Raw genomic sequence first — 737 nt, 5'->3', positions numbered from 1 at the left:
AGAACAGCGCGGCGGGACACAACAACGTTGTTGCGTTTTTTGTCCAGTTTGATCACTTTGAATTCAATTTCTTTGCCTTCGAAGTGAGAAGTGTCTTTTACAGGACGTACGTCAACCAAAGAACCCGGCAGGAATGCGCGGATGCTGTTGATCATAACGGTCAGACCGCCTTTGACTTTGCCATTGATAACGCCGGACAGGATGTCGCCGTTTTCCATCGCTTCTTCCAAAGCGATCCAGTCGGCAGCACGTTTGGCTTTTTCGCGGGACAGTTTGGTTTCGCCGAAGCCGTTTTCAACAGATTCGATGGTAACGGTAACGAAATCGCCAACTTTAACTTCAATCTCGCCCTGAGCGTTTTTGAATTCAGCAACATCAATCAGAGATTCTGATTTCAGACCTGCGTTAACGGTAACGAAGTTTTGATCGATGCCGACTACTTCGGCAGTAATCACTTCACCTGGGTTCATCTCTTGCAGGGTAAAGCTTTCTTCCAGCAGCTGGGCAAAATTTTCCATAGTCATATATACTCTTTTCGGTACACCGCCAAGGGGTGCGGGTTAGGTTTGAAATGACCTGCCGTCCTTGGCGCGGCAGGTTGGGAAATGTTTTCAGACGGCCTTGTTATAGGGTTAACAGGCCGTCTGAAATGAAAACTTCGCGATTATACTCCAAATTTTAAACTTTATGATACCAATCAAGCACTTTTTTTACAGCTTCTTCGATAGAAAGGTTAT

1 protein-coding gene is annotated in these 737 nt (G+C 45.9%); it reads right to left on the bottom strand.

Translation table 11 applies throughout. The annotated features are described in order from the left end of the window. On the bottom strand, positions 1-524 hold a 524-nt coding region (locus ACTHSP_RS21155; RefSeq protein WP_440346900.1), incomplete at its 3' end, for a S1 RNA-binding domain-containing protein. Between the last annotated feature and the right edge of the window lie 213 nt (positions 525-737).

The sequence above is a fragment of the Neisseria sp. P0001.S005 genome, from assembly GCF_051963715.1.
The sequence above is the reverse complement of the archived record's forward strand: the minus strand, read 5'-3'. Positions and strand labels throughout refer to the sequence as shown.